18 protein-coding genes and 2 pseudogenes are annotated in these 20,885 nt (G+C 61.7%); 3 read left to right on the forward strand and 17 right to left on the reverse strand.

All coding sequences use genetic code 11. The features are described 5' to 3' along the window. Positions 1 to 35: 35 nt before the first annotated feature. From P8192_RS08055 to P8192_RS08080, 6 genes and pseudogenes are all read right to left on the reverse strand, one after another. Positions 36 to 308: pseudogene (locus tag P8192_RS08055) on the reverse strand (IS21 family transposase); the annotation flags it as partial. Between the two features lie 1,029 nt (positions 309 to 1,337). After that, positions 1,338 to 1,739, reverse strand: a complete 402-nt coding sequence (locus tag P8192_RS08060; RefSeq protein ID WP_278156042.1) for a cytochrome c oxidase subunit 4 — start codon at positions 1,737 to 1,739, stop codon at positions 1,338 to 1,340. Further along, entirely contained in the window at positions 1,736 to 3,451 is a 1,716-nt protein-coding gene (gene ctaD, locus P8192_RS08065) for an aa3-type cytochrome oxidase subunit I (protein WP_270105184.1), read from the reverse strand. Before ctaD ends, P8192_RS08060 begins: the two co-directional genes overlap by 4 nt. A 2-nt stretch (positions 3,452 to 3,453) precedes the next feature. Beyond that, entirely contained in the window at positions 3,454 to 4,353 is a 900-nt protein-coding gene (gene ctaC / locus P8192_RS08070) for an aa3-type cytochrome oxidase subunit II (protein ID WP_278156044.1), read from the reverse strand. Between the two features lie 219 nt (positions 4,354 to 4,572). Continuing rightward, complete coding sequence (locus P8192_RS08075) at positions 4,573 to 4,965, reverse strand: HesB/IscA family protein (RefSeq protein WP_270105182.1); 393 nt, start codon at positions 4,963 to 4,965, stop codon at positions 4,573 to 4,575. 107 nt (positions 4,966 to 5,072) lie between these two features. Next, positions 5,073 to 6,461 carry a dipeptidase gene (locus tag P8192_RS08080; protein WP_278156047.1) on the reverse strand — a complete coding sequence of 463 codons (1,389 nt, stop codon included), beginning with the start codon at positions 6,459 to 6,461 and terminating at the stop codon, positions 5,073 to 5,075. Between the two features lie 54 nt (positions 6,462 to 6,515). Here P8192_RS08080 and P8192_RS08085 point away from each other — a divergent pair, with 54 nt between their 5' ends. Next, entirely contained in the window at positions 6,516 to 7,118 is a 603-nt protein-coding gene (locus tag P8192_RS08085; RefSeq protein WP_278156049.1) for a DUF3043 domain-containing protein, read from the forward strand. 40 nt (positions 7,119 to 7,158) lie between these two features. Here P8192_RS08085 and P8192_RS08090 read toward each other — a convergent pair whose 3' ends face one another. After that, the gene (locus P8192_RS08090) at positions 7,159 to 8,277 is read right to left on the reverse strand and encodes a quinone-dependent dihydroorotate dehydrogenase (protein WP_278156051.1); all 1,119 of its coding nucleotides are present in this window, start codon (positions 8,275 to 8,277) and stop codon (positions 7,159 to 7,161) included. A gap of 45 nt (positions 8,278 to 8,322) precedes the next feature. Between P8192_RS08090 and P8192_RS08095 the strand changes: the two genes are divergently transcribed. After that, positions 8,323 to 9,321 (forward strand): alpha/beta hydrolase, encoded by a 999-nt coding sequence (locus tag P8192_RS08095; protein WP_278156053.1) that lies wholly within the window; start codon positions 8,323 to 8,325, stop codon positions 9,319 to 9,321. Here P8192_RS08095 and P8192_RS08100 read toward each other — a convergent pair. From P8192_RS08100 to hrcA, 10 genes and pseudogenes are all read right to left on the reverse strand, one after another. Continuing rightward, entirely contained in the window at positions 9,309 to 10,100 is a 792-nt protein-coding gene (locus P8192_RS08100; RefSeq protein WP_278156056.1) for an isoprenyl transferase, read from the reverse strand. The two genes, P8192_RS08095 and P8192_RS08100, sit on opposite strands and share 13 nt — an antisense overlap. Positions 10,101 to 10,110: 10 nt before the next feature. Then, positions 10,111 to 10,854 (reverse strand): annotated as a pseudogene (gene recO / locus P8192_RS08105) (DNA repair protein RecO); the annotation flags it as partial. A gap of 25 nt (positions 10,855 to 10,879) precedes the next feature. After that, on the reverse strand, positions 10,880 to 12,625 hold the full coding sequence (gene leuA, locus P8192_RS08110; RefSeq protein WP_278156058.1) for a 2-isopropylmalate synthase: 1,746 nt from the start codon (positions 12,623 to 12,625) through the stop codon (positions 10,880 to 10,882). Positions 12,626 to 12,905: 280 nt separating this feature from the next. Beyond that, the gene (era, locus tag P8192_RS08115; protein WP_278156060.1) at positions 12,906 to 13,862 is read right to left on the reverse strand and encodes a GTPase Era; all 957 of its coding nucleotides are present in this window, start codon (positions 13,860 to 13,862) and stop codon (positions 12,906 to 12,908) included. Next, positions 13,859 to 15,196, reverse strand: a complete 1,338-nt coding sequence (locus P8192_RS08120) for a hemolysin family protein (RefSeq protein ID WP_278156062.1) — start codon at positions 15,194 to 15,196, stop codon at positions 13,859 to 13,861. Before P8192_RS08120 ends, era begins: the two co-directional genes overlap by 4 nt. A 3-nt stretch (positions 15,197 to 15,199) precedes the next feature. Next, complete coding sequence (gene ybeY, locus P8192_RS08125; protein WP_278156064.1) at positions 15,200 to 15,670, reverse strand: rRNA maturation RNase YbeY; 471 nt, start codon at positions 15,668 to 15,670, stop codon at positions 15,200 to 15,202. Then, on the reverse strand, positions 15,660 to 16,736 hold the full coding sequence (locus tag P8192_RS08130; protein ID WP_431521095.1) for a PhoH family protein: 1,077 nt from the start codon (positions 16,734 to 16,736) through the stop codon (positions 15,660 to 15,662). Before P8192_RS08130 ends, ybeY begins: the two co-directional genes overlap by 11 nt. A gap of 76 nt (positions 16,737 to 16,812) precedes the next feature. After that, positions 16,813 to 17,577, reverse strand: coding sequence for a 16S rRNA (uracil(1498)-N(3))-methyltransferase (locus P8192_RS08135; protein ID WP_278156066.1), 765 nt, complete (start codon positions 17,575 to 17,577; stop codon positions 16,813 to 16,815). Further along, positions 17,570 to 18,691 (reverse strand): molecular chaperone DnaJ, encoded by a 1,122-nt coding sequence (dnaJ, locus tag P8192_RS08140; RefSeq protein WP_270105168.1) that lies wholly within the window; start codon positions 18,689 to 18,691, stop codon positions 17,570 to 17,572. Before dnaJ ends, P8192_RS08135 begins: the two co-directional genes overlap by 8 nt. A gap of 70 nt (positions 18,692 to 18,761) precedes the next feature. Then, a complete protein-coding gene (gene hrcA, locus P8192_RS08145; protein WP_278156069.1) occupies positions 18,762 to 19,775 on the reverse strand; it encodes a heat-inducible transcriptional repressor HrcA in 1,014 nt (337 codons plus the stop codon). 166 nt (positions 19,776 to 19,941) lie between these two features. On the opposite strand from hrcA, the gene P8192_RS08150 reads away from it, so the two are divergent. Then, complete coding sequence (locus P8192_RS08150) at positions 19,942 to 20,808, forward strand: DUF3097 domain-containing protein (protein ID WP_270105166.1); 867 nt, start codon at positions 19,942 to 19,944, stop codon at positions 20,806 to 20,808. The last annotated feature ends 77 nt before the right edge of the window (positions 20,809 to 20,885 follow it).

Consider the following 20,885-nt stretch of genomic DNA (forward strand, 5'->3'; position numbering starts at 1 on the left):
TTTCAGTTGTCGCTATGGGGTCAATTTTCACCCGTCGTTGACACCCGGGCCATCTGCCGGTGGACGTCATCCCAGTCTGGCTGGACGAACACACTCTGATGTTCACCCCGGCCAGGGAACAACAGCGCGTATACCTCACTCTCAGACTTCTCGACGATCTCGTCCCACCGCATGCCTGCTCTATCAGCGGCTTCCAACACCTCCGTGATGGACTTACGTGAGATGCCCTGTGAAGTAGCGATTGCTCTGCCCGATAGGCCTTCAGCCCGTAACTGCAGAATCAGCTTTGCTCTGATCTTTCGTACCATTGATGATTGCTCCTTCCGTCATGTGCCCTATATACACGACGGAAGGAGCGTAAGCACCACTGGCCCCCAAGCACGCCATTACTGGCCCCCAACGTCACGATCCGTGGTTCAGGCTACCGGCCCCCGGACGCACGAACCACAGCGCCAAACCAAGCGAATATTCACCAGGAGCATGCTCTAACCGGGCCGTTGGAACTACCCCGGTATACAAAGGACGGATCTGACGCACGCGATCTTTGAGAATCGTCATCGAGTGCTGCCACTGCAAGCGTTCCGCGATAACGAACGGTCGCTGGCATTCTCAGAGCGCCTTTAAGTAGCCTATGGCTCACTGGGACCACTGAATCTACCATCAAGCCCTTCGACGCTCGTTAGTACTTCGGTGGCTCTGTTAACTCAAGAGCAAGACACACCGAGGTCCCAGAGACACCCATTCGCTCAGCGATCTGCTTCCTCGGCATCTTCTCCACACGATGCAGCACGACGGATCTCAGCCCAATCCTCCATAGTGATCATGCCCCCTAGCATGGATGAAACTGTCCAGTTTTCATCCGTCGCTACGTGCCCACTATTCACCCGTCGTCGACACGGAACTCTGCCCACTGTTCCACAGTAATCACTCCCTTAGGATGACTGTTGATTCAACCCAAAAGGGTCAAAAATCAACTGTCGTCTAGGAGATAGTATTCAGCCGTCGTTGACACTGGCGCTCAGCGTCACCCTCCGTAGTTAAAGCTCCCGGTGCCCAGACGCACGAACAACTGCCCCAGTCAGAGCGAATATTCAACCGACTTCATGCAACATCATGCGAGTGTCGTCGAACCCCGGTGATCTGGGTACCACCAACGGCTGGACTCAAATTGACGCATAGCGTTCCGGAGTTTTGGATGCTTACCTGCTCTCTACCAGCGTCAAAACCTGTATTCCAACACCGACCGCAGTGGGCCGTGCGGCCTCCAAACACACAAAAAACGGGGTCCTCCATCATTTCTGATGGAGGACCCCGTTCGTGGTGAAACGGTATATCCCTTAGTGGGCGTGATCTCCCTTGGAGTACTCGAAGACCCAGCCAACCAGGAAGAACAGTGCTGCGCCAACTCCGATGTAGAAGACCCACCAGCCGATCGCCAGACCGGCGAAGACGATGGCACATGCGGTACCCAGGCCCAGTGGCCACCAGCTCCAGGGTGCGAAGCGACCGTATTCGCCAGCGTACTCACTGATCTCGCCCTCGGCCTGATCAGACGGCCCATCACCGTATTTGTTATCCGTGAGCTGAAGGTAGAACGCGACCATCAGCACCATAACGCCAACGGCATAAAGGGCTGGGATGCCGGCCCACTCGGTCCAGCGGACCCAGAAACCGTAGATGGTCCCAATGATGATGAAGAAGACACCGAGGATGGTGAAGAGCTTGATGTTTACTTTCATCGCGATGCAGCCGCCTTTTCTCCGAACACCTCAGGCTTGTTCTGAGGCGACATGGGCAACAGTTCCGGGTGGTGCAGGTCCAGCGCAGGACGCTCGGAGCGGATACGCGGAAGAGCGTGGAAGTTGTGTCGCGGCGGCGGGCAGGAAGTTGCCCACTCCAGCGAGGCACCGAAGCCCCACGGATCGTCCACAGTGACCTTCTTGCCCTTGCGCGAGGTGATGTACACGTTCCAGAAGAACGGGATCATCGATGCACCCAGGACGAAGGCGAACACGGTGGAGAACTGGTTCATCCCGGTGAAGCCGTCCTCGACCAGGTAATCGGCGTAACGACGCGGCATACCCATAACACCCAACCAGTGCTGGATCAGGAAGGTGCCGTGGAAGCCGACGAACAGCATCCAGAACTGGATCTTTCCCAGACGCTCGTTGAGCATCTTGCCGGTGAACTTTGGCCACCAGAAGAAGAAGCCAGCGAACATGGCGAACACGACAGTACCGAAGACAACGTAGTGGAAGTGGGCCACCACGAAGTAGGTATCCGAGACGTGGAAGTCCAGAGGCGGCATAGCCAGGATCACACCAGTCAGACCACCGAACAGGAAGGTGACCATGAATCCGAGCGACCACAACATGGGTGTTTCGAAGGTAATAGACCCTCGCCACATCGTTCCAATCCAGTTGACGAACTTCACACCTGTTGGCACTGCAATCAGCATGGTCATCAGTGAGAAGAACGGCAGAAGCACGGAGCCGGTGACGTACATGTGGTGAGCCCACACGGTCACGGACAGTGCGGCAATGGCAGTGGTCGCGAAAACCAGTGACTTGTAACCGAAGATCGGTTTACGGCTGAACACCGGAATGATCTCCGACACGATACCGAAGAACGGCAGAGCGATCACGTAAACCTCTGGGTGACCGAAGAACCAGAAGAGGTGCTGCCACAGGATGGCGCCACCGTTTTCCGGGTCAAAGATGTGACCACCGAAGCGCCGGTCCATGCCCAGTGCGAACAGTGCCGAAGCTAGCGGGGGGAAGATCATGACGAGCAGGATGCCCGTGATCAGAGCGTTCCAGGTGAAGATCGGCATACGCCACATCGTCATACCCGGAGCACGCATGCAGATGATCGTGGTCACGAAGTTCACGCCGCCCATGATGGTGCCGAAGCCCTGCAGGCCGAGCCCGAAGACCCATAGGTCACCACCGATACCCGGTGAGTACGTGGTGTTCGATAGTGGCGCATAAGCGAACCAGCCGAAGGATGCAGCACCCTGGGGGGTCAAGAAGCCCGAAACTGCAATCAGCGAGCCGAACAGGAAGAGCCAGAAGGCCAGGGCGTTCAAACGCGGGAAGGCCACATCCGGAGCACCAATCTGCAACGGGACCAAGACGTTCGCGAAGCCAACAAACAGCGGCGTAGCGAACATGAGCAGCATCACCGTGCCGTGCATGGTGAACAACTGGTTGAACTGTTCCTTCGTCTGCAGGATCTGCATACCTGGCTCAAAAAGCTCGGCACGGATGACGAGAGCCATCACACCGGCGATGCAGAAGAACAGGAAGGACGTGATCAGGTACATGTACCCGATCGTCTTATGGTCAGTGGTAGTCAGCCAGTTGACGATGATCCGTCCCTTGGAGACCGGCACGACGCGCGGCTGAGTTCCAGCCTGCGATTCATCTTGTGCGTATTCGTAAGTTGTCATGGTTACTCCTCAACCCGCTCGGGGTCGCCCAACGGAACTTCCTGGTCCTGCCAGCCGTCCTCATTTTCGTTCGGGTTTCGGTTGAGCTCGTTGCCAGTCAAGCCCTCAGGCATCTGGGAAAGCTCGTCACGGAATTCCTGCTCGGAGACGACCTCAACGTTGAAGAGCATCTCGGAGTGGTACTCACCGCAGAGCTCAGCACACTTGCCCTGGAAGATGCCCTCTTCCTGAGGAGTCAGGTAGATGTGGTTGGTCTGACCGGGGATCATGTCAAGCTTCTGCAGGAAGGCCGGGATCCAGAAGGAGTGGATCACATCGCGAGTCTTGAGACGGAACTCGACCGGGACGTCAGCCGGCAGGTACATCGTGGGCAGGGTCTCTTCGACGCCTTCTTCACCGGTGAGGTACGCCTGGGTGCCGAAGTAGTGGCGCTCTTCGCCTTCGTATTCGTAGTCGAAGTCCCAGGCCCACTGCTTGCCGTACACGGTGACAACGAGCGGCGAGTCCTCCACGGGGGTGTCAACCTGACGCTGAACGCGGTCAGAGAAGCCCCATAGCACGAACACAATAATGATCGGCATGATGGTGAACATGGTCTCGATCGGCATGTTGTAAGCCGTCTGGCGAGGGAAGCCGACGTCGTTCTTGCGACGACGGTACGCCACCATGCACCACAGCATTAGGCCCCAGGCGATGAGACCGACGATGAGCGCGGTAACCCAGGACCCCACCCAGAGATCAGTCAACGCGGCGGTGTGGTTGGTGGTGTCTCGACTGCCTGGCAGCCAGCCGCGCTGGACCTGCTCTGAACAGCCCGTCAGCACCAGGATGGCGACGGTGGCCAGCGCTCCCCCCTTCAGGAGACGCTTGCCCTGGCTGCCGGTTAGATTCTGCGATCTCACAGACGGCCCTTCCTCTTCAACATTGAGTGCGATGTGTCTACGTGTAGCCTACAGGCTTTTGCCAGATGGATTTGAGCCAGGGCACAGGTTGACCACGATGATTACTAGTCCATGGTAGTTCTTTTCGACCCTGTGTAGTAACCATGACACGACGACGGCGGGTCACCAACAAAAACTGCTCGTGACCCGCCGTGATGTTTCGCCGTCGCGTGACTTTTCTTAGTGGAAAGAGTCTCCGCAGGCACACGATCCTGCTGCATTGGGATTGTCAATGGTGAAGCCGACCTTCTGAATGGTGTCTTCGAAATCGATGGAAGCACCGGCAAGATATGGAACGGACATCTTGTCCACGATCACCTGAACTCCGTTGAAATCGCGGACAGCGTCACCGTCGAGAACCCGCTCGTCGAAATACAGCTGGTAAATCAGACCCGAGCATCCGCCGGGCTGTACAGCAACGCGCAGACGCAGGTCGGGACGACCCTCCTGCTCAAGGAGGTCATGGACCTTCTCGGCCGCCAAATCGGAGAGCTGGACTTCGTGCTCGGGCAACCCCTCAGCCGGCTGAGTCTCGGGCAATTCCACCGTGGTTTCTTCGGTTCCTGCGGTCATGGTCTACTCCTCGTCAATCCGTGCAATGTGCAGACACGTTCTTGATCTATTACAACACTGATCTGACCCTGATTCATTCCCAGCACGGTGTTGTGAGTTCGTGCAGATCAACTTTCAGCCAAGTCCGCCAAGAACAGCGCTTCCGCGACGATGGCATTCTTGAACTCACCAAGATGCAAAGACTCGTTAGCTGAGTGCGCTCGCGAGTCCGGGTCCTCGACCCCGGTGATCAGAATCGAGGCTTGCGGGAAAACCTCGCGCAGATCCGCGGTGAAGGGAATCGAACCGCCCATCCCCGCCTCTACGGGCGCGATCCCCCAGGCTGTTTCCAACGCTTTCAGCATCTTTTGCGCTGAAGGGTCGCTGACGTCGGTGAGAAATGGCTGGCCGAACTCCCCGGCCTCGATGAAGACTTCGGCTCCGCCGAGGTCTTGTTCTTCGACATGTGCCTTCAGCGCCGCGAACGCCTGGTGAGGTTCTTGGCCGGGACCTAGTCGCAGGGAGAATTTCGCCCGCGCCGTGGGTAATAGCGTGTTCGACGACATCTCGATGCTGGGGATATCCGTGCCGATAATGCTCAGCGCTGGCTGGTTCCACAGGCGATCGGCCAAGGGACCGTTCCCGGCCAACTCAAGACCATCTACCGCCGAACTATCGCGACGGAAATCTACTTCTGGGTAGTCCAGGGACGTGGAGTGTTGTGCCTCCAGGCCCTTGATCGCCACCGCACCAGAGGAATCGTGCAGTGTGGCAATCAACCGTGCCAGCACCGTCGGGGCGTCGAGAATCGGTCCACCGTACATTCCGGAATGCACGGCGTGGTTCAGCACACGCACTCCGATGATCCCGTCCACCAGTCCGCGCAGAGAGGTGGTCAGCGCCGGGACACCGATCTTCCAGTTCGAGGAATCGGCGACGATGATGGCGTCGGCTTCCAGACGGTCACGATGTCGTTCCAGGAAAGGACGGAACGTGGGTGAACCGGCTTCTTCTTCACCCTCGATAAAGAAGCGAATGCCGAGTCCGTGGTCTGCGCCCAGCACCTGAGACAGCACCGCTGCGGCGGTGAGGTGGACCATGATGCCGGCTTTGTCATCGGCGGCGCCGCGACCATAGAGCCGGTCTCCCCGTTGCTCGGCCACAAACGGTTCCGATTCCCATAGGTTCCGGTCTCCCACGGGCTGAACGTCGTGATGGGCGTAGAGCAACACCGTCGGTTTTCCGGGAGCGGCCGGGCGCTGAGCCAGCACCGCAGGACCGCCGAGTACCACCTCGCCATCGTGAGTAACGGTTTCAGCAACGATATCGACATCGTCGAAGCCGAGATCCCGCAGTAGGGTCGCGACGGCGTCAGCAGAGCGCTCGAGTGGCTCGCGATCGAAACTGGGCCAGGCGATGCCGTTGATGGCGACCAGTTCGGTCAAGGTGCGCAGGGTTTCGTCCCATCGTTCTTCCACGACGGCACGGATTTCGTCGGTCAGGTGCTGTGAAGTCATTCTCTCAGCGTAGTGCCTGACATCACGTTGTCTGCGAGCCCGTAGACTGGTGGGGTGTTTGGACGGAAAAAGAACTCAGAGAATTCGGCCGTTGAGTCGGCGGAGACGGTCGAGGAGACCGCCGCAGAGCAGCGCGCAGCTGGCCCCACCGGTAAAAGTGGGCCCACCCCGAAGCGCAAGGATCAGGAAGCCGCTCGGAAGCGGCCTCTTGTTCCGGACGATCGCAAGGCCGCCCGTGCCGCCCAGCGACAGGCGGTGGCAGAGCAGCGCGCCAAGATGCGGATCGCCATGGAAACCGGCGACGAGCGGCACATGCCTTACCGTGACCGCGGCCCCCAGAAGCGTTTTGCCCGCGATTACGTGGATGCCCGCTACGGCATTGGCGAGTGGCTGATGTTGATCGTGTTGGTGTTTCTGGTGCTCTCATTCATTCCGATTCAGGCGCTGATCAGTGCGACCACGATCCTGATGCTCGCCACCGTAGGCCTGGTGGTGCTCGAGGGTTTCTGGGTGAACCGCAAGCTCAAGAGCGAGCTGGAACGCAAGTTCGGCGTGGTAGAGCCCGGTGTGCGCTGGTACGGCACCATGCGCGCCATGCAGTTGCGCCGTCTGCGTCTGCCCAAGCCGCAGGTGCGCCGAGGCCAGTTCCCCAGCTGAAGAGCCGGGGCTGATACCGCAACTGCTGCGTCGCCCCGGATTACTTCCAGGCGCGCAGGTTGCGGTGCAGATCGCGGTTGATGCGCCCAGCCCAGAAAGGGCCTTGGTAGAGGAACGCCGTGTAGCCCTGAACCAGGTCGGCGCCGCGACGGAGTCGTTCAATGACGTCGGCACCATCGGTGACGCCACCCACGGAAATCACCGCGGTGTCGGTGTCCAGTTCCGCCCGCAGCAAGTCCAGCACTTCCAGGGAACGCTGTCGCACTGGTTTCCCGGAGACTCCCCCGGCACCAAAGGACTCCACGGTCTCGATGTCGGTCACCAAACCCTCGCGCGAAATGGTGGTGTTGGTGGCGATGACGCCGGCGAGGCCGAGCTCCTGGGCCATGGCGGCCACCGCCGAGACATCATCGTCGGCCAGGTCCGGAGCGATCTTCACAGCCAGCGGCACCCGGCGTCCGGTGGAGCGATCCGCGTGGTACTGCACGGTTTCTAGCAAGGGTGCCAGTGACTCGATCTGCTGCAGCTGCCGCAGCCCCGGAGTGTTCGGCGACGACACGTTCACCACCAGGTAGTCCGCGTGACGAGCCAAGAGCCTCGTGGAGACCACATAGTCCTCCACCGCATCGTCCAGTTCCACCACCTTGGTTTTTCCGATGTTCACCCCGAGGACGGGGCGGGTACGACCGTACCGGCGGGTTAGCCGCCGTCGCGTGGTAGCCAACCGGGGCGCGACGGCTTCTGCGCCGTCGTTGTTGAATCCCATGCGGTTGATCAGGCCTTCGTCCTCCACCAGTCGAAACAAGCGCGGCTCGGGGTTACCCGGTTGTGCCTGGCCGGTGATGGTTCCCACCTCAATGTGGCCGAACCCAAGGTCGGCCAGTGCGGCGGTGCCGATCCCCTGCTTGTCAAAGCCCGCGGCTAATCCGAACGGCGAGGGGAAGTTCAAACCCATCACCGTGGTAGCCAAATCGGCTTTCGGCCGCAGTGCGGCACGCAGACCCGCGGAAACACCAGATTTTTCAGTAGCTTTGATCATCGAAAACCCGACGTGATGCGCCTGTTCGGCCGGCATTCCTGCGAACACGGCATTGAAGAAGGCCGGGTACACAGCAGGGGCGTTAGACAAGCGGAGTGCATCATTCGGGGCAAGAGTCATGACAGCATTCAACCACGGGTAGCGATGCCGGTACGATTCGAAACCATGGACGAACTTCTCGAGGATTCCCCTCCCGGTGTGTGGGTTCCGGATATTCTGCCGGGCTTTGAGCGACTGACCATTCCGCTGGGCGAAGATGACGAGGGCCCGGTGGTGGCCACGCTGGTGCGGATGGATGGGCAACATCGTCCCGACGGCGGTTCGGCCGGGAACGATCGTCCGGTTCTGCTGTACCTGCATGGCTGGGCGGATTACTTCTATAACCGGGAATTAGCCGTGCGTTGTGAGAACGCCGGTGTCCGGTTTTACGCGCTGGATTTGCGCAAGTACGGTCGCTCACTGCGCGAGGGGCAGACACCGGGCTTCACCGAGTCACTGGACCTCTACGACGACGAGATCGGCGCTGCCTTTCACCTGTTGCGCAGCGAACACCCGAATAGTCCGGCGCCGGTACTGGCTGGGCATTCCACGGGTGGGCTCGTCGCGAGCCTCTGGGCGGATCGGCACCCGCACCAGCTCAGCGCGCTGGTGCTGAACAGTGCCTGGCTAGAATTGATGGGGGCTAGTTGGGTGCGAGCCATGGCCACCGCGCTGGTGGATCCGATGAGCCGTATCAGCCCGACCTCGTCGATGGTCTTGCCACGGATTAACTCGTATTGGCGGACCTTGTCTTCCCAGGCCGACGGGGAATGGGACCTACACCCACTCTGGCGCCCGGAGTATTCGTTCGAGGTGCCGCGCGGGTGGTTGGCGGCCGTGCTTCAAGGACACCGGCGCGTGGCCTCCGGTCTCAAGATCACCGCACCGGTTTTAGCCCTCTTCTCGACGCAGTCCTATTTCGGTACCACCGTTGATGAGCGCGCCCACTCTGCTGACATTGTCCTGGACGTGAAGATCCTGGCGCGGCGCGCAGTGAATCTAGGAAACGAGGTTACCGTATTGCGGCTACCGGGGGCGATCCATGATGTTTTTGCCTCGCGGCCAACAGTACGCAATGACGCCATGGATCGCACCTTTCGGTGGCTGGCACGTCAGCTGGACTGATCCGGGGTATCGATCGCACCACCGTAGCGCCGGTCACGCCGCGCGAAGATGTCGACGGCGTCCCACAGGGTGGTGCGGTCCACATCGGGCCAGAGCACATCGAGAAAAACGAGCTCGGCGTAGGCGGACTGCCACAGGAGGTAGTTTGAGAGACGCTGCTCCCCCGAGGTGCGTAGGAACAGATCGACGTCGGGAACGTCGGGTTCATCGAGGTGCGCGCTGATCGTCGACTCTTTAATACCGCGGGGACTCAGCTGCCCGGCGGCGACCTTTTCAGCGATACCGCGCACGGCGTCGGTAATCTCCGCGCGCGAGCCGTAGTTGACACACATGGTCAGGTGGCAACGGTCATTGTCGCGAGTCTGTTCTTCGGCCACCTCGAGCTCCTTGATCACCGAGGACCACAGCCGGGGCGAGCGACCATTCCAGCGAATCCGTACGCCCCAGGAGTCCAGGGTGTCTCGCTGGCGGCGCAGCACGTCGCGGGAGAAGCCCATCAGAAAGCGCACCTCGTCGGGTGAACGCTTCCAGTTTTCCGTAGAGAACGCGTAGACGGTGACGTACTTAATGCCCAATTGAACCGCACCGGCCATCACATCCAACAGGGCGGCTTCTCCGGCGCGGTGTCCCTCGACTCGCGGCAGGCCACGCTGGTTGGCCCAGCGTCCGTTGCCGTCCATCACGATCGCCACGTGTTGCGGAATGAAGCGCGCCGGAATCGCCGGGGGCTGGGCACCGTCGCGATGTTCGTACGGCTCGCGGTAGGTCAACGACGTCATTAAGGGGCTTTCAGGTTTGGTCCATGACGGACAAGGAGCGCAGATTCTTCTCTACATGGAATTGTAAGTACCGTTCCACGACGCTGGCGGCTTCTTTCTGGTGCGACACATCGCTGGCATCGGCGGTCGCCCAGTCTCCGGCCAGCAGCGCGGCGAGCAGTTGGATACTTTCCGGTGCGGGGGTTTGGGACCCGGAGGGACGGCAATCATCGCATACCACTCCCCCGACGCCGATATTCACGGAGCGGTGCGGGCCCTCTTTTCCGCATCGGGAGCAAACGGTGAACGACGGCGCCCAGCCAGCGGTGGACAGCGCGCGCAGAATGTAGGAGTTCAGAATGATGCGCGGAGCGTGTTCGGCCCGGGACAGCGAGGCCAGCGCCCCGTGTAGCAACCGGAATTGCGGTGCAGCCGCCGAGGCGTCGACGTCGGCCGTGGTGAGACGTTCGGCGGTCTCGACCATGGCCGACGCCGCCCCGTAGGAGTCGTAGTCTGCCGCTACCGTGGACCCGTAGGAGTGCAGCAGTTGGGTCTGCGAGACGATATCCAGGTTGCGGCCGCGAATGATTTGCATGCGGCTATGCATGAACGGTTCCAGGGAGGAACCGAACTTGGACGACGCCCGGCGCACACCTTTAGCCACGGCCCGAATCTGGCCGTGATCGGCGGTGAGGAGCACGATGATCCGGTCTGCTTCACCCAGCTTGTAGGTGCGCAAGACCAGCCCTTCAGTGCGGTAGCTGTTCGCGGCGTACCCGCCGCCCCGTGACCGTGCCGAGTCAGACCCCGTTGCTCTCGTCGCGGATAGCCCGGTTCACCGCCGAAACGACTGCCTTCAAGGACGCCGTCGTCGTGTTGTGATCCAGGCCGATGCCCCACAGCACCCGGTCGCCGACCGCGCACTCCACATAAGCGGCGGCCATGGCCGATCCGCCTTCGCTCAGGGCGTGCTCGGAGTAATCCAGGACTCGCACATCGGTGCCTGCCTGGCCGAACAGCCGGACAAAGGCATCGATGGGGCCGTTGCCTTCGCCGTGACGGGAGACGATCTCGCCGTCGACGTCCATCTCCACGTCCATGGTGTAGGTGCCGTCTTCGGTGGCGCTGCTGGTGGCCTTGCGCAGTGCGTAGCGGCCCCAGCGGTCGTCACCATCCTCGGAGGGCAGGTATTCCTTGCAGAAGATCTCCCAGAGCTGCTCTCCGGTGACTTCCCCGCCCTGGCCGTCGGTGTGGTCCTGGATGACCTGAGAGAACTCGATCTGGGCGCGGCGCGGCAAATCCAGGTTGTGTTCGGACTTGAGCAGGTAGGCGACGCCGCCCTTGCCGGACTGCGAGTTCACGCGGATCACGGCCTCGTAGCTACGACCGATGTCCTTCGGGTCGATGGGCAGGTAGGGCACGCCCCAGGTCACGTCGTCCACCGTGGTGCCGGACGCGGCCGCTTCGGCGTCCATGGCTTCGAAGCCTTTCTTGATGGCGTCCTGGTGCGAGCCCGAGAAGGCAGTGAACACCAAGTCGCCGGCCCACGGTGAACGCTCGTGGACACGCAGCTGGGTGGCATATTCGGCCGTGCGGCGAATCTCGTCCATGTCGCTGAAGTCGATCATCGGGTCGATGCCCTGGCTGAAGAGATTCATGCCGAGGGTCACCAGATCGACATTGCCGGTGCGCTCGCCGTTGCCGAACAAGCAGCCCTCGATGCGGTCGGCGCCGGCAAGGTAGCCCAGCTCGGCGGCCGCCACTCCGGTGCCGCGGTCGTTGTGGGGGTGCAGCGACAGGATGATGCCATCGCGGTGTTCCAGGTTCCGGTGCATCCACTCGATCGAGTCGGCATACACGTTGGGGGTGGCCATCTCCACGGTGGCGGGCAGGTTGAGGATCATCTGCCGGTCCACGGATGCCTCGAGGATGTGAGCCACTTCGGTGGAGATCCGTGCGGCGAACTCGAGCTCGGTACCGGTGAAGGACTCGGGCGAGTACTGGTAGATGATCTCGGTGTCGGTGAGCTGCTCTTCGTACTTGCGGCACAACCGGGCACCCTGGGTCGCGATGTCGACAATGCCATCCATGTCCTGGCGGAACACCACCTTGCGCTGGAGCACGGAGGTGGAGTTGTAGAGGTGAACAATGGCGCGATGGCACCCCTCGATGGCCTCGTAGGTGCGCTCGATGAGGTGTTCGCGCGACTGGGTCAGCACCTGGATGGTGACGTCTCCGGGGATGCGGTCCTGCTCGATCAAGTCGCGGACGAAGTCAAAGTCGGTCTGGGAGGCCGAAGGGAAGCCCACCTCGATCTCTTTGTATCCCATCTTGATGAGCAACTCGAACATGCGCAGCTTGCGCTCTGGGCCCATCGGGTCGATGAGAGCCTGGTTGCCGTCGCGCAGGTCGACCGCGCACCAGCGAGGTGCTTCGGTAATGACCTTGTCGGGCCAGGTGCGATCGGGCAGATCGACGGTGATCTGGTCCTGGAAGGGGACATACTTGTGGAAGTTCATGCCCGAGGGCTTCTGGTAGTTGCGCATAGTGGTTTCCTGCCTTTCGTTCCAGATGAAGGTCATTCACCGGTCAAGAAATGTGCTGGCACCGAGCAGATCCGCGTGGTGCCGGGCAGGCCGTGACATGGTCCCTCCGCAACGGGGATCGGCCCTCTCCATCGTGGTGGAGGCGCGACGTGCTTAGATCGACGTCGGCTGTTCGGCCCCGTTGCGGCAGCATAGAAGTAGTAGCACCGTGGTATCACCGCGGCGCTGGCTCGAAAGTGAGCTCTTCCATGAACGCATGATCACAGCCTAGCACTCCGATTCAGAAGCCGAGCCTATTGAGTTGTTTCGGGTCGCGTTGCCATTCTTTGGCCACTTTAACGCGCAGATCCAGGAAGACGGGAGTGCCGAGCAGTCGCTCGATATTGGTACGCGCCTGAGCGCCGATGGCGCGCAGCCGTGCGCCTTTTTTACCGATGATGATGCCCTTCTGCGAATCACGCTCCACATAGATTTGCGCCCAGATATCGACGAGCGGTCGGTCTTCTGGACGGTCCTCACGGGCCTGCATGTCTTCGACTACCACCGCGACGGAGTGCGGAAGCTCGTCCCGGACGTCTTCCAGGGCCGCTTCTCGAATGAGTTCGGCCACCAAGACGTGATCGGGCTCGTCGGTGAGTTCGCCGTCGGGGTACAACGGTGGTGATGCCGGCAGGTGCTGAGAGAGCACCTCGGCGACGACGTCTACCTGGTGGTCTTTGACCGCAGAGACGGGAACGATGTCGGCGAATCCGCCGTCGCCGATCGTGTTCGGCAGAAGTTCCTCTCCGAGACGCTGCACAGCCAGTAACTGTTCGGTCAGCGCTGCGGGACCGGCCTTGTCTGTTTTGGTGACGAAGGCGATGATCGGTGTCCGGTTCAGTCCGGCCAACTGCTCCACAATGTAGCGGTCGCCGGGGCCGATCTTCTCATCGGCGGGAATGCAGAGACCGACGGCATCCATTTCGGCCAGGGTAGCTTCCACAAGGTCGTTGAGGCGCTCGCCCAGCAGGGTACGTGGCCGGTGGATACCGGGGGTGTCGACCAGAATGAGCTGGAAGTCCGGACGGTGCACGATTCCGCGGATGGTATGGCGCGTGGTCTGAGGTTTGGATGAGGTGATGGCCACCTTCTGCCCTACCAGCGCGTTGGTGAGGGTCGATTTTCCAGCGTTGGGGCGGCCGACCAGTGAAACAAATCCGGCCCGGTAGTTCTCAGGTGCGTCAACAGACAGGGTCATCGTTCCTCCTGGGTGGCCAGATGCGCGGTGTCGGTGGCATCGCTGTGATGCTCGTGTTCGGTGTGGGCGGCACGCCCAGAGCGGTTGCCCAGCCAGAGGCGGATGGTGGACACCCGGTTGCGGCGGCCTTGGAGGCCATCGACCCGCAGGCGCATCGAACCGAGCATGATCTCGGATCCTTCGATCGGCACACGGCCCAAGTGCTTAGCGAGCAGGCCGCCCACGGTGTCGACGTCGTCGTCATCCTCGAGATCGACATCGAAGGCTTCCGCAAAGTCCCCGACGTTCATCCGTGCGTTGATCAAGAACTCGCCCTCTACGACCGGGGTGATGTCCGGGGTGTCTTCGCGGTCGTATTCGTCCGAGATGTCGCCGACGATTTCTTCGATCAGGTCTTCGAGCGTGACGAGCCCGGCCGTCCCGCCGTATTCATCCACCACGATGGCGATATGGGTTGCTTCGCGCTGGAGTTCCTGGAGAAGCACTGAGACGGTCTTCGATTCGGGGACGAAGCGCACGGGGCGCACCAGCCCGTCCACGGGGGTGAGCGGATCCATGCGTCGCGTATGCAGTGCTCGGGCGACATCCTTAAGATACACGATGCCGAGCACGTCGTCGGCGTCCTCACCGATGAGCGGAATGCGCGAGGTTCCAGAACGCAGGAACAGGTTCATGGTGTTTTCGAGGGTGGTGCCCATTTCCACGGTAACTACATCCGTACGCGGCACCATCACCCCGCGCACGATCGTGTCGCCCATGTCGAAGACCGACTGGATGAGCTCCGCCTCGGCATCTTCGAGCACGTCATTATCGTTGGCGCGGGAGACGTACTCGCGGAAATGGCGTTCTTCCATCTCCGCGTTTTCTTCCTCATCATCAGTGGTGCTGAAGCCGGGAGCCGCGAACTTCGCGGGCAGCGGTCCCAACACTGCCGTCAACGTGCGCACCAGCCGGGCGGTCATCGCCACCGCGGTGACCTCCCAACGGGCCCCGACGGTCCGAGGGGACCAGACGACCAACAACAAGCACACCAGCGCCATGGCCACGGTCGCCACGGCGGCGGAGAGCCAGACGTTGGCGAGGAAGAAATCGAGCAGCAGGGCGACCAGTACCGCGGCGGTGGTCTCAGTGAACAGCCGCCAGAAGCGCAGCGCGTGCAGGTGCTCAGGCAGCCGGTCCATGACGGTCAGCACGGGGTTCTTGGGACGGCGCAGCAGAATGCCTTCGGCCTGTTTCCGAGAGATGTAGGACAGGCCGGTCTCGGCCACAGAGAGCACCCAGCTCAGTCCGAGGAAGAACAGCAGCAGCAGCGCCATCACGATGGGGGTCAACATGGATTAGGTCTCCGTGGGGCTGGGGGCCGGGCGGCCCAGGAACGCAGTGAGCAGTTCGTTCTGCAGGGCGAACATCTGCTCCTTGTCGTCGGGCTCGTCGTGGTCGAAGCCCAGTAAGTGCAGCATTCCGTGGGTGGCCAGCAACAGGATCTCATCGTCGGTGGAGTGTCCCATGCGTTTCGCCTGCTGTGCCGCCACCGAGGGGCAGATCACGATGTCACCCAGCAACCCCTGCGTAGGCTGGGCCACGGTGCCGGGGCGCAACTCGTCCATGGGGAAGCTCATGACGTCGGTGGCGTCGGGTAGATCCATCCATTCAAGATGCAGCTGCTCCATGGCGGCGTCGTCCACACAGATCAGTGACAGCTCGGCTTCCGGGTGCAGGTGGAGGGACTCGTAGAGAAACGCGCACAACCGTTGAAGCGATTCAACGTCGACGTCGTCGTCGGTCTCATTCAGAATCTCAACCGCCATGGTTGCCTCCTCGGTCGTGTCCGGAGCGCCGTCGCGCGTTGCGAGGTCCGTGGGCGGGACGGCTAGCACCGGCACCGCGCAGATCCTGTTGTTCTTGGTAGGCATCAACAATCTTGGAAACGAGCCGGTGCCGCACCACATCGGAGCTGGTCAAACGCACCACCGCAATATCTTCGATGCCTTCGAGGTACTCCACCGCTTGGGCCAGCCCGGAGTCGGTGTTGCGGGGCAGATCGACCTGGGAGGTGTCGCCGGTAATGACCATGTGCGAGTTGAAGCCCAGGCGGGTGAGGAACATTTTCATCTGCTCACCGGTGGTGTTCTGTGCTTCGTCGAGAATGATGAAGGCATCATTGAGGGTACGTCCACGCATATAGGCCAGCGGGGCCACCTCGATGGTGCCGGCCTCCATCAGGTGTGGGATCGACTCAGGTTCGATCATGTCGTGCAGCGCATCATAGAGCGGACGCAGATAGGGGTCGATCTTCTCATTGAGCGAGCCCGGCAGGTAGCCCAGCGATTCTCCGGCCTCCACCGCCGGGCGGGTGAGGATGATGCGGTTGACCTCGCGCGCTTGCAACGCCTGAACTGCTTTAGCCATTGCGAGGTAGGTCTTGCCGGTGCCTGCTGGGCCGAGCCCGAAGATGACGGTGTTGTGGTCGATGGCCTCGACGTAACTTTGTTGGTTGATCGTTTTGGGCCGGATGGCGCGACCGCGCGAGGAGACAATGGACTCCGTGCCCCGTCGGGCCGACGTGTCAGTGGGGTTGGCGGCCTGACGCACGGACGACACGGTTTGTTCAATGACGTCCGCCGAGACGGTCACCCCCGATTGGGCGGTGCCATGCAGCTCATCCACGATGGTCTCGGTCTGGCGCACGGCCGGGGCCGGGCCGGAAACGGTGAGGGTTTCTCCGCGTACGGACAGCCGGAGTCCGGGATAGACGCCTTCGAGCACGCGCAACAGCAGGTCTTGGGGACCGAAGGTCCGTATCATGGCGTCGGCGGACGAGAAGCTGATGCTGATCTCGTCGTCGGCGGAGGCTGGCTGTTCCAGATCAGTCACAGTGGACGGGTCATCTCCCTCGGATGCTGGGTCGGGCTTGGTCAATCCCGCGGTTGCCTCAGTTTATCCCGGGTCCTCACCAGCGGGACAACAGCTGTTGGACGAGAGCGACCGCGATGGGTCCGGCCGTGGATGAACGCATGACGTGCTCGCCCATGCGCACCCGATACGCCCCGGCCTCGACCAGCGCGGACAGCTCACCATCACTGATGCCGCCTTCCGGGCCGACGACGAGCACCAATTCAACGGCGGCCCGCAGGTGTGCCGGCTCCCATTCGGTCACAACAGTAGCCAACGAGTCGGTGGCGTTCTCGTCCAGGACGAGAACTATGGTGTCGCTGGCCACCAGGCCCGCAATATCGGTGCCGGTCACGGGATCGCGAAGGGCAGGAACCCGAGTGCGACGGGCCTGCTTAGCCGCCGCTTCCAGGTTCGTCCGCCATTTAGTCAGCGTTTTGTCGATCTTGTCGGACTTCAGCCGGACCACCGAGCGCTGAGCCTGCCACGGGATGACGGCGTCGACACCCACTTCGGTGGCCGTCTGGATGCCCAACAGGTCCCGGTCGCCTTTTGCCAGTGCCTGAACCAACACCAGTCGCGGCTGTGCTTCCGGGGTGCTCCCCCACTGCTGGATCGTCACGGACATCGCGACGGCCGAGGGATCCGAGACCACTCCGGTGGCGTACTGCCCGCATCCATCGGCGACCAGTACGGTCTCCCCGGCCTGCAGCCGCATGGCTTTCACCGCATGGGCGGATTCAGCCGAGCCGAGCCGTACCTGGTCGCCTTCTTCGAGACCATCCAGGCTGCCGGCGGGCACCAGAAACAGCGGATCAGTCACGGTTACGCCAGTTCTCCTTGAGTTTGGAGAACAACCCGCGAGTCTCGACCTGTCCGTGCACGATGTCTTCGTGGCGCAACTGGGCCAGCTTCTCGAGGAGCTCGCGCTGTTCGTCATCCAGCTTGGAAGGGGTCTCCACGCGCAGGGTCACCTTCAGATCGCCACGGCCGGTACCACGCAAGCGGCCAACGCCAAGTCCCTTCAGGGTGTGCACTTCGCCGGACTGGGTTCCGGGCTTGACCTTGATGGACTGCTCCCCGTCAAAAGTATCCAGGGTGACCTCGGTGCCCAGCGCCGCAGCCGTCATCGGCAGCGACATGGTGGCGGTCAGGTGCACGCCATCGCGGGTGAATACGTCATGATTGCGGACGTCGATCTCCACGAACAGGTCACCATTGGGTCCCCCGCCGATACCGGCCTCGCCGCGCCCGGCGAGCTGGATGCGGGTGCCCACGTCCACACCGGCAGGGATCTTGATGGTCATCGATGCACGATCGCGCACTCGACCCTGCCCACCGCATTCGTGGCAGGGGCTGGGGATGGTGGTGCCGAAGCCACGGCACTGCGGGCACGGCTCAGCGGTCATCACGGTGCCCAGAATGGAGCGGACCGGGCGGCGTACTTGTCCCTGTCCGGCACAGTGGCTACAGGTCTCCGGAGAGGTACCGGGCTCGCAGCAGGTGCCGTTGCACGTCTCGCAGCGCACCGCGGTGTCGACTTCGATGGTCTTGTCCACGCCGAACACGGCGTCGTGGAGGTCGATCGGAACGGTGATCAGCGCATCCTGACCGCGCCGGGCACGGCTTGCCGGACCGGAGGCCTGTCCGCCGCCAAAGAATGTCTCGAAAATATCGGAGAAGCCGCCGAAGCCGCCCGCACCACCGAAGCCGCCTGCGGCCTGGCCGTTCTCGTTACCCGTGGCGTCATAGTTGCGCCGCTTGTTCTCGTCCTGAAGCACATCGTAGGCGCGGGAGACGTTCTTGAATTCCTCAGCCGCCTCGGGTGAGGGGTTGTGGTCCGGGTGCAGTCGGCGGGCCTTCTTGCGGTAGGCGCGTTTGATCTCCTCGCGGGTCGCCTCGCGAGAGACACCCAGAACCTCATAGTGGTCAGCCACGGTGTCGAGTCTTCCTTCCAATCGGTGAAACGTCAGTTATGCGTGCGTGCCGGGATCCTCTCCCGGCGCGCTACTGCGCGAGAATGCGGGACAAATAGCGGGCGACAGCGCGCACTGCGGCCATCGTTCCGGGATAGTCCATGCGGGTCGGACCTACCACGCCCAGCTTCGAAATCTGGCCGGGGCCATATCCCGCGGCGATCACAGAGGTCTCGGCGAGCGAACCCGAATTCTCGGTGCCAATGCGTACCGAGAGTCCGTTGAGGTCTTGGTCCATTTCCGTGAGAAGCTTCAGCAACACGACCTGCTCCTCGAGGGCTTCCAAGATCGGTCCGATCGAGTACGGGAAGTCCCCCGGGGTGCGTGCCAGGTTAGCAGTGCCGGCCAAGATGATGCGATCTTCTCGGCCAGTGGCGAACAAGGCCTCCAGCGCCTCTCGCAAGGAACCGGCGAGGTGTTGTTCGGTCGGCGGAATCAGCTCGATCGCCACTTCCATGGCGGCCGAGGCATGCGCTGGCCCCACTCCCTGAAGGTGACCAAGGAACGTCTGCTTGACGACGTCGAGGTCCGTCTCCGTGAACGGCTCCTCGATGGCGACGGTGCGCTGGTCCACTTTGCCGGAGGAGAGGATCAGTACCACCAGCACCCGGCCGTGTCCGAGCGAAACCATTTCCAGGTGCCGCACCGTCGCGGAGTCGAGGTGTGGATACTGGAGGATGGCGACCTGCTGGGTCAGCTGGGCAAGCAGCCGCACGCTGTGGGCCATCATGTCGTTGATGTCATCAGTGGCGTCCAAGAGCATCTGGACGGCGCGTTTCTCGGCCGCCGAAAGCGGGCGCACATCCGAGATCCGATCGACGAAGAGCCGGTAGCCCTTGTCCGTGGGAATGCGTCCAGCGGAAGTATGCGGGGCGGCGATCAGTCCTTCTTCTTCCAGCGCAGCCATGTCATTACGCACGGTGGCCGAGGACACTCCCAGATCGTGTCGATCCACCAGCGCTTTGGACCCCACCGGCTCACGGGAGGAGACATAGTCTTCGACGATCGCTTGCAGAACCTTCATTCGACGCGGCAATTCAGACATGTTCACCCCTCCTCAACCGAGTCAGCTGTCATTAGCACTCACTATTGCTCAGTGCTAAGTCTAGTACGTCAACTGCGCCCATTGCATCGTGGCGCTGCGGGTGTCGGAGCCCACCCGATGGTAGCGTCTCTGGCGTTCGGATTGGCGTTGATCGAAGGAGACACCGATGAATTGGGATTCCTGGGGTCCGGGTTCTTTGGACCCGCGGGCCAGCAAGCGCGAGGTGCGCGATGTCCCGGCTCAGGTGGGTGAGGTCATCGAGGAGTCCGCGTCCGGCTTCACCGGCGCGATCATCCGCACCGAACGTTCCGGCGGAGTGCATCTTGCCGTGTTGGAAGACGGGCGCGGGACGCGTCGTTCGTTCCCGTTGGGTCACGGATTCATGATCGACGGCGAACCGATCCGGTTGGTCCCCTACGTGGCCGCCACCCGCTCCGCACCCCGACGTACCGCCTCCGGCTCCGTGAAAGTAGAACAGCATCGGGCCCGCGTTGCGCGCGCCTCTCGGATCTGGGTAGAAGGTGTCCACGACGCCGAACTGGTGGAGAAAATATGGGGCGACGACCTGCGCGTCGAGGGTATCGTCGTGGAACCGCTTCACGGGGTCGACGATCTCGCTGGCGCAATCCGTGATTTCTCCCCTGGTCCGCAGCGCCGCCTGGGCATTCTCGTGGATCACTTGGTCGCCGGTTCGAAGGAAGAACGCATCGCCCGCGAGGCCATGGCGGTACCGGGCTCAACCGGCAACGTGCTGATCGTGGGACATCCCTATGTGGACGTGTGGCAGGTCATCAAGCCTCGGGTGCTGGGTTTCGAGGCGTGGCCCGAGATTCCCCGTGGTCAAGATTGGAAGACCGGGATCCTTCGGTGGTTGGGGTGGCCGCACTCTACCAAGGAGGATGTGGGTCTTGGCTGGAAGCGCTTATTGAGTCAGGTCACCACCTACGCAGACATCGAACCATCCCTGTTGGGGCGGGTCGAGCAGGTCATCGATTTCCTGACAGAGCCCGGTCAACTGAACGACGACCAGTGATTCCCTGAGAGTTTTTCGAGCGCCCTGTGTACGCGTCCGGGGAGCCCAGATTAACCGGTAAACTAGTGGCCGACATC

The sequence above is a fragment of the Citricoccus muralis genome (assembly GCF_029637705.1).
In the GTDB taxonomy this organism is placed as follows: Bacteria; Actinomycetota; Actinomycetes; order Actinomycetales; family Micrococcaceae; genus CmP2.

What these genes read in the sequence shown, in the direction of transcription:
- P8192_RS08060 (WP_278156042.1), bottom strand. Translation starts at nt 1,739, where the DNA reads ATGAAAGTAAACATCAAGCTCTTCACCATCCTCGGTGTCTTCTTCATC.
- ctaD (WP_270105184.1), bottom strand. Translation starts at nt 3,451, where the DNA reads ATGACAACTTACGAATACGCACAAGATGAATCGCAGGCTGGAACTCAG.
- P8192_RS08075 (WP_270105182.1), bottom strand. Translation starts at nt 4,965, where the DNA reads ATGACCGCAGGAACCGAAGAAACCACGGTGGAATTGCCCGAGACTCAG.
- P8192_RS08080 (WP_278156047.1), bottom strand. Translation starts at nt 6,461, where the DNA reads ATGACTTCACAGCACCTGACCGACGAAATCCGTGCCGTCGTGGAAGAA.
- P8192_RS08090 (WP_278156051.1), bottom strand. Translation starts at nt 8,277, where the DNA reads ATGACTCTTGCCCCGAATGATGCACTCCGCTTGTCTAACGCCCCTGCT.
- P8192_RS08095 (WP_278156053.1), top strand. Translation starts at nt 8,323, where the DNA reads ATGGACGAACTTCTCGAGGATTCCCCTCCCGGTGTGTGGGTTCCGGAT.
- P8192_RS08100 (WP_278156056.1), bottom strand. Translation starts at nt 10,100, where the DNA reads ATGACGTCGTTGACCTACCGCGAGCCGTACGAACATCGCGACGGTGCC.
- leuA (WP_278156058.1), bottom strand. Translation starts at nt 12,625, where the DNA reads ATGCGCAACTACCAGAAGCCCTCGGGCATGAACTTCCACAAGTATGTC.
- era (WP_278156060.1), bottom strand. Translation starts at nt 13,862, where the DNA reads ATGACCCTGTCTGTTGACGCACCTGAGAACTACCGGGCCGGATTTGTT.
- P8192_RS08120 (WP_278156062.1), bottom strand. Translation starts at nt 15,196, where the DNA reads ATGTTGACCCCCATCGTGATGGCGCTGCTGCTGCTGTTCTTCCTCGGA.
- ybeY (WP_278156064.1), bottom strand. Translation starts at nt 15,670, where the DNA reads ATGGCGGTTGAGATTCTGAATGAGACCGACGACGACGTCGACGTTGAA.
- hrcA (WP_278156069.1), bottom strand. Translation starts at nt 19,775, where the DNA reads ATGTCTGAATTGCCGCGTCGAATGAAGGTTCTGCAAGCGATCGTCGAA.
- P8192_RS08150 (WP_270105166.1), top strand. Translation starts at nt 19,942, where the DNA reads ATGAATTGGGATTCCTGGGGTCCGGGTTCTTTGGACCCGCGGGCCAGC.